This is a genomic window from Rhizobacter sp. P2_H2 (genome assembly GCF_056403375.1).
In genome coordinates, this window is the sequence record NZ_JBFUFP010000250.1 from 1 (window position 1) to 6,238 (window position 6,238).

The following is a 6,238-nucleotide window of genomic DNA, read 5'->3' on the forward strand; positions in this document are numbered from 1 at the left end:
ATCCAGGCCTGGGCCTGGCGCTCGCGGCGGCGTTCGAACTCGCCGCTCGCGCGGCGTTCGTCGGCGAACTGMCGAACGCGCTGCCAGAACTCGGTGATGCCCTGCGACTTGAGCGCGCTGATCTGCATCACGCGTGCGGGCGGAACCTGGTCGGGCCGGCCGTGGAAACTGAAGACGCGCAGCGCGCTGGTGATCTGGGCTTCGGCGCGGGTCGCGGCCACCGGATCGATATCGGCCTTGTTGATGACGACGAGGTCGGCGAGCTCCATCACGCCTTTCTTGATGGCCTGCAGGTCGTCGCCGGCATTGGGCAGCTGCAGCAGCACGAACATGTCGGTCATGCTGGCGACCGCGGTCTCGCTCTGGCCGACGCCGACGGTCTCGACCAGCACCACGTCGTGGCCGGCGGCCTCGCAGACCAGCATCGCCTCGCGGGTCTTCTCGGCCACGCCGCCGAGCGTGCCCGATGACGGGCTCGGGCGGATGTAGGCGGCGTCGTGGACGGACAACTGCTCCATGCGCGTCTTGTCGCCGAGGATGGAGCCGCCGGAGACGGTGGACGACGGGTCGACCGTCAGCACCGCGACGCGGTGGCCCTGCGCGATCAGGTGCAGGCCGAAGGCCTCGATGAAGGTCGACTTGCCGACACCGGGGACGCCCGAGATGCCCAGGCGCAGCGCGCGGCCGGTGTGCGGCAGCAGGGCGTTCAGCAGCGCGTCGGCGCGCAGACGGTGGTCGGGGCGGGTGGATTCGAGCAGGGTGATGGACTTGGCGAGCGAGCGCCGCCGTGCCTGCGGATCGCGTCCAACCAAGGCTTCACACAACGCGTCGTCTCCGGCGTTCATCACAAGCCGATGGAATGCCGAAACGAGGACCGAGCGGCCGCCGCGGAACCGGCTTTGCCGGGCCGCTGGCGGCGCCCCCTTGAGGGGGAGGCGCCGAAGGCGCTTCGGGGGTGGGTCATCCAACAGCCTTGCGGATCTGCTCCAGCACATCCTTCGCACTCGCCGGGATCGGCGTGCCCGGCCCGTAGATGCCCTTCACGCCGGCCTCGTACAGGAAGTCGTAGTCCTGCCGCGGGATCACGCCGCCGACGAACACGATGATGTCGTCGGCACCCTGTGCCTTCAGCGACGCGATGATCGCCGGCACCAGCRTCTTGTGACCCGCCGCCAGCGTGCTCACGCCCACCGCATGCACGTCGTTCTCGATCGCTTGGCGCGCGCACTCCTCGGCGGTCTGGAACAGCGGCCCCATGTCGACGTCGAAGCCCAGGTCGGCGAACGCCGTCGCCACCACCTTCGCGCCACGGTCGTGCCCGTCCTGCCCGAGCTTGGCGATCATCACGCGCGGGCGCCGGCCCTGCGCCTGCGCGAACTCGGCGATCTCCTGCTGGAGCTTCGCCCACCCTTCGGCACTGTCGTAAGCGGCTGCATACACACCGGTCACCTTTTGCGTATCGGCGCGATGGCGCCCCCACACCTTCTCGAGCGCATCGCTCACCTCGCCCACCGTCGCGCGGGCCCGGATCGCATCGATGGTCAACGCGAGCAGGTTGCCCTCGCCGCCGGCCGCACAGGCCACCAGGGCCGCCAGTGTGCGCTCGACCGCCGCCGCATCGCGCGCCGCGCGCACCTGCTTCAGCCGCTTCAGCTGGTTCTCGCGCACCGCATGGTTGTCGATGTCGAGGATGTCGATCGGGTCTTCCTGCTTCAGCTTGTACTTGTTGACGCCGACGATCACGTCCTTGCCCGAATCGATGCGCGCCTGCTTCTCGGCCGCGCTCGCCTCGATCTTCAGCTTGGCCCAGCCGCTGTCGACGGCCTTCACCATGCCGCCCATCGCGTCCACTTCCTCGATCAGCGCCCAGGCCGCATCGGCCATGTCCTGCGTCAGCTTCTCCATCATGTAGCTGCCGGCCCACGGGTCGACCACGCTGGTGATGTGCGTCTCTTCCTGGATGATCAGCTGCGTGTTGCGCGCGATGCGGGCGCTGAAATCGGTGGGCAGCGCGATGGCTTCATCGAGCGCGTTGGTGTGCAGGCTCTGCGTGCCGCCGAACACCGCCGCCATCGCCTCGACCGTCGTGCGCACCACGTTGTTGTACGGGTCCTGCTCGGTCAGGCTCCAGCCCGAGGTCTGGCAGTGCGTGCGCAGCATCAGGCTCTTCGGGTTCTTCGCGCCGAAGCCGCTCATGATCCGCCACCACAGCAGCCGCGCGGCGCGCATCTTCGCGACTTCCAGGTAGAAGTTCATCCCGACCGCCCAGAAGAAGCTGAGCCGCCCGGCGAACTCGTCGACGTCCAGCCCCTTGGCCAGCGCCGTCTTCACGTACTCCTTGCCGTCGGCCAGCGTGAAGGCGAGCTCCAGCGCCTGGTTCGCGCCCGCTTCCTGCATGTGGTAGCCGCTGATGCTGATCGAGTTGAACTTCGGCATCTGCTTCGCGGTGTACGCGATGATGTCGCCGATCACCCGCATGCTCGGCTCGGGCGGGAAGATGTAGGTGTTGCGGACCATGAACTCCTTGAGGATGTCGTTCTGGATGGTCCCGCTCAGCTGGTCCTGCGGCACGCCCTGCTCCTCGGCCGCCACCACGTAGCCGGCCAGTACCGGCAGCACCGCGCCGTTCATCGTCATCGACACCGACACCTTGTCGAGCGGGATGCCGTCGAACAGGATCTTCATGTCCTCGACGCTGTCGATCGCGACGCCCGCCTTGCCGACGTCGCCGGTCACGCGCGGGTGGTCGCTGTCATAGCCGCGGTGCGTGGCCAGGTCGAACGCGACGCTGACACCCTGCGCGCCGGCATCGAGCGCCTTGCGGTAGAACGCGTTCGAGGCTTCGGCGGTGGAGAAGCCGGCGTACTGGCGGATGGTCCACGGCCGCACCGCGTACATCGTCGCCTGCGGGCCGCGCACGAACGGCGCGAAGCCGGGCAGCGTGTCGGTGTACGGCAGGCCGCGGGTGTCGGCCGCGGTGTACAGCGGCTTCACGCGGATGCCCTCGGGCGTCACCCAGTCGAGCGCGTCGACACGCCCGCCGGGCGCGGATTTCGCGGCGGCCTTCTGCCATGCGGGCAGCGCCTCGGAAGTCAGCAACGCATCCTTGTCATCCGTTTTTTTCTGGTCCGACATGAGCCCGCTCCGCTGGACGACCCGGCAGGCGTCATCCATAATTCAAAATTGAATTATATGTCCAAGGTTTCCACCGTCCCCGCTGGTAAATCGCCGGCCGCCGCCCGGCTGCCGGCCACCCAGGCGCTCTACGTGCAGGTCGCCGAGCGGCTGCGTGCGCGCATCATGGCCCACACGCTGGCGCCCGGCAKCTGGATCGACGAGCAAGCCCTGACCGCCGAGTACGGCATCAGCCGCACCCCGCTGCGCGAGGCGCTGAAGGTGCTGGCCGCCGAAGGGCTGGTGACGATGAAGCTGCGCCGCGGCGCCTACGTCACCGAGGTGTCCGAGCGCGACCTGGCCGAGGTCTTCCACCTGCTGGCGCTGCTCGAGAGCGATGCCGCTGCGGCGGCCGCCACGCGGGCCACCGACGCGCAGCTGGCCGAGTTGCAGGCGCTGCACCAGGCGTTGGAAGACAGCGTGGCCGACCGCGATGCGTTCTTCCGCGCCAACGAGCAGTTCCACATGCGGCTGCTGGAGATCGCCGACAACCGCTGGCGCCACCAGCTGGTCACCGACCTGCGCAAGGTGATGAAGCTGAACCGGCACCACTCGCTGTTCAAGCAGGGGCGGCTCGATGCGTCGCTGAAGGAGCACCGCAGGATCATGGCCGCGCTGAAGGCGCGCGACGGCACCAAGGTGCAGCTGCTGATGCAGCAGCACCTGACGAATGGACGGGACGCCGCGATGCCGGCCTGACACGAAACCCGGTGCGGCGCGCGGCGACAATCGTGCCCATGACACGCTCCCGACCACTGATCAGCCTGATCGCCGCCGTCGCCCGGCACGGCGCGATCGGCAAGGGCAACGCCCTGCTCTGCCACATCTCCGAGGACCTGAAGTTCTTCAAGCGCACCACGCTCGGCGCGCCGGTGCTGATGGGCCGCAAGACCTGGGATTCGATCGGCCGCCCGCTGCCGGGCCGCCGCAACATCGTGATCACGCGCCAGCCAGGCTGGCAGGCCACCGGCGCCGAGCGCGCCGGCTCGCTGGCCGAGGCGATCGCGCTGGCCGGCGACGTGCCGAAGGCCTTCGTGATCGGCGGCGCCCAGATCTACCGCGAGGCGCTGCCGCTGGTCGACGAGCTGGTGCTGACCGAGCTCGATGCCGAGTTCGACGCCGACACGTTCTTCCCCGACTGGGACCGCGCGCAGTTCGACGCGGACCCCGGCGACTTCCAGACCAGCCCGGATGGCATCCGCTACCGCTGGGTCACGTACTCACGCAAACAACCGCAACTTTGACGACACGAGGAGGATGACATGTCCGAACACGGTTTCCACGTCCACGGCCCGCACGACCACGAACTGGAGCATGCGGCCCAGCACAACCCCGACGGCCACGCCGGCCAGCTGGCGGTGATCACCGCGATCCTCGCGACGCTCGGTGCGATCTTCTCGTACATGGGCGGCGCGACGCAGGCCAACGCGGGGCTCTACAAGAACGACGCGGCGATCAAGAAGACCGAGGCGTCGAACCAGTGGAACTACTACCAGGCCAAGAGCAGCAAGCAGAACCTGGCCGAGCTGGCGGTCGAACTGGCGCCCGAGGGCCGGCGCGCGTTCTACACCGAGGAGATCAAGCGCTACAAGACCGAGAAGGCCGAGATCATGACGGCGGCCAAGAAGCTGGAAGATGAATCGACCGCCTTCGACAAGCGCAGCGAGGAGCAGATGCACCAGCACCACCGCTGGGCACAGGCCACCACCGCACTGTCGATCTCGATCGCGATGGCGGCGATCGCGCTGCTGACGAAGCGGCGCTGGACGGAGTACGCGGTGTACGGGATCAGCGCGCTCGGCCTCGGCCTGGGCGTCGCTGCCTGGCTGCACTGGTGACAGGGTCGGGCCTGAAGCGCTACGCTGCGCCCTCCACATCCAGGAGAGCGGCATGAAGATCCAACGCAAGGGCTCGGCCCAATGGTCCGGCGGCATCAAGGACGGCAAGGGCTCGATCTCGACCGAGAGCGGCGCGCTGAAGGACTACCCCTACGGCTTCGCGAGCCGCTTCGAGGGCACCCCGGGCAGCAACCCCGAGGAACTGCTCGGTGCGGCGCACGCCGCCTGTTTCACGATGGCGCTGTCGCTGATCCTCGGTGAAGCCAAGCTGCGCGCCGAGAAGATGGACACGACCGCCAAGGTCACGCTGGAGCAGGTGGAAGGCGGCTACGCGATCAGCGCGGTCCACCTGACGCTGAAGGCCAACGTGCCGGGCGCCGACAACGCCACGTTCCAGGAGCTGGCGGCGAAGGCGAAGGCCGGATGCCCGGTGTCGAAGCTGCTGAAGGCGGACATCTCGCTGGAGGCGACGCTGGTCTGAGCCGCGCCTGCCCGCATGTCGCGGCGATGTCCTACACGCTCGTCGGAATCAACCCACGGTGCCCGCAAAGGGCGCCCCCTACAGTGAGGCTGCGCCGGGATCGCAGAGTCCCGGACGGCACCCACCACTGGAGGTAGCGATGAAACGAGGGATGGTCATTGCGGGGTTCGAGGTGCACGCGGACGAGGGCTTGCGGGACATTCCCGCGGGTGCGTGCTGGGTCATCGAAGGCGCGCTGTGGGTCAAGCTGGTCTGGCATGCCGATGGCGACCGCCAGGCTGTGACGCTGTCGCTGCGCGAGTACCAGTCGTGCCTGCAGCGCGGCTGCATCCGCTTCGAGTCGGCGCCGTCGTTCAGCGAATCCGTGCGTAGACCCTTGAGTCTCGCAACATGCCGTCCGGTGTGATGCGGTCGTTGCGCCGCGTGCCTTCCAGCGTGTAGCCGGCACGCTCGCAGACCCGCCAGCTGGCGATGTTGCCGGCGTCGGGCAAGGCCTCGACCCGGCGCATGCCGAGCGGGCCGAACGCCAGGTCGGTGATGGCTTGCGCCGCCTCGGTGACGAGCCCGCGGCCGGTGAACGCCGAGTGCGCCCAGTAGCCGATCTCGCACTTGGGCACCGCCCAGTCGAACGCATGCAGGCTGCCGATGCCGACCAGCGTGTCGCTGCCCTTCAGGAGCAGCAGCATCGGCATCATCGAGCGCATCATGAAATGCGCGCGCCCTTCGCGGCAGAACTGCTCGGCGC

The 6,238-nt window shown here is 68.4% G+C and carries 8 protein-coding genes; 5 read left to right on the forward strand and 3 right to left on the reverse strand.

Features of this window, described 5'->3' with window-relative positions:
- Both meaB and scpA read right to left on the reverse strand, forming a co-directional pair.
- The coding region (gene meaB / locus AC1D15_RS14755; RefSeq protein ID WP_477826570.1) for a methylmalonyl Co-A mutase-associated GTPase MeaB at nucleotides 1-845 on the reverse strand (845 nt) is incomplete at its 3' end.
- A 115-nt stretch (nucleotides 846-960) separates the two neighbouring features.
- The gene (gene scpA, locus AC1D15_RS14760; RefSeq protein ID WP_477826571.1) at nucleotides 961-3,135 is read right to left on the reverse strand and encodes a methylmalonyl-CoA mutase; all 2,175 of its coding nucleotides are present in this window, start codon (nucleotides 3,133-3,135) and stop codon (nucleotides 961-963) included.
- Nucleotides 3,136-3,192: 57 nt separating this feature from the next.
- Between scpA and AC1D15_RS14765 the strand changes: the two genes are divergently transcribed.
- The 5 genes from AC1D15_RS14765 to AC1D15_RS14785 all read left to right on the forward strand — a co-directional run bounded on the left by AC1D15_RS14765 (nucleotide 3,193) and on the right by AC1D15_RS14785 (nucleotide 5,899).
- The gene (locus AC1D15_RS14765; protein ID WP_477826572.1) at nucleotides 3,193-3,873 is read left to right on the forward strand and encodes a GntR family transcriptional regulator; all 681 of its coding nucleotides are present in this window, start codon (nucleotides 3,193-3,195) and stop codon (nucleotides 3,871-3,873) included.
- 38 nt (nucleotides 3,874-3,911) lie between these two features.
- On the forward strand, nucleotides 3,912-4,418 hold the full coding sequence (locus AC1D15_RS14770; protein ID WP_477826573.1) for a dihydrofolate reductase: 507 nt from the start codon (nucleotides 3,912-3,914) through the stop codon (nucleotides 4,416-4,418).
- An 18-nt stretch (nucleotides 4,419-4,436) separates the two neighbouring features.
- Nucleotides 4,437-5,012: a DUF4337 domain-containing protein gene (locus AC1D15_RS14775; RefSeq protein ID WP_047504720.1), complete on the forward strand. Its 576-nt coding sequence runs from the start codon at nucleotides 4,437-4,439 to the stop codon at nucleotides 5,010-5,012.
- Between the two features lie 58 nt (nucleotides 5,013-5,070).
- Nucleotides 5,071-5,493, forward strand: a complete 423-nt coding sequence (locus tag AC1D15_RS14780; RefSeq protein WP_465112034.1) for an OsmC family protein — start codon at nucleotides 5,071-5,073, stop codon at nucleotides 5,491-5,493.
- 139 nt (nucleotides 5,494-5,632) lie between these two features.
- Nucleotides 5,633-5,899, forward strand: a complete 267-nt coding sequence (locus AC1D15_RS14785) for a hypothetical protein (protein WP_477826574.1) — start codon at nucleotides 5,633-5,635, stop codon at nucleotides 5,897-5,899.
- Here the strand turns inward: AC1D15_RS14785 and AC1D15_RS14790 are convergent.
- On the reverse strand, nucleotides 5,847-6,238 hold a 392-nt coding region (locus AC1D15_RS14790), incomplete at its 5' end, for a GNAT family N-acetyltransferase (RefSeq protein ID WP_477826575.1). The genes AC1D15_RS14785 and AC1D15_RS14790 overlap by 53 nt on opposite strands.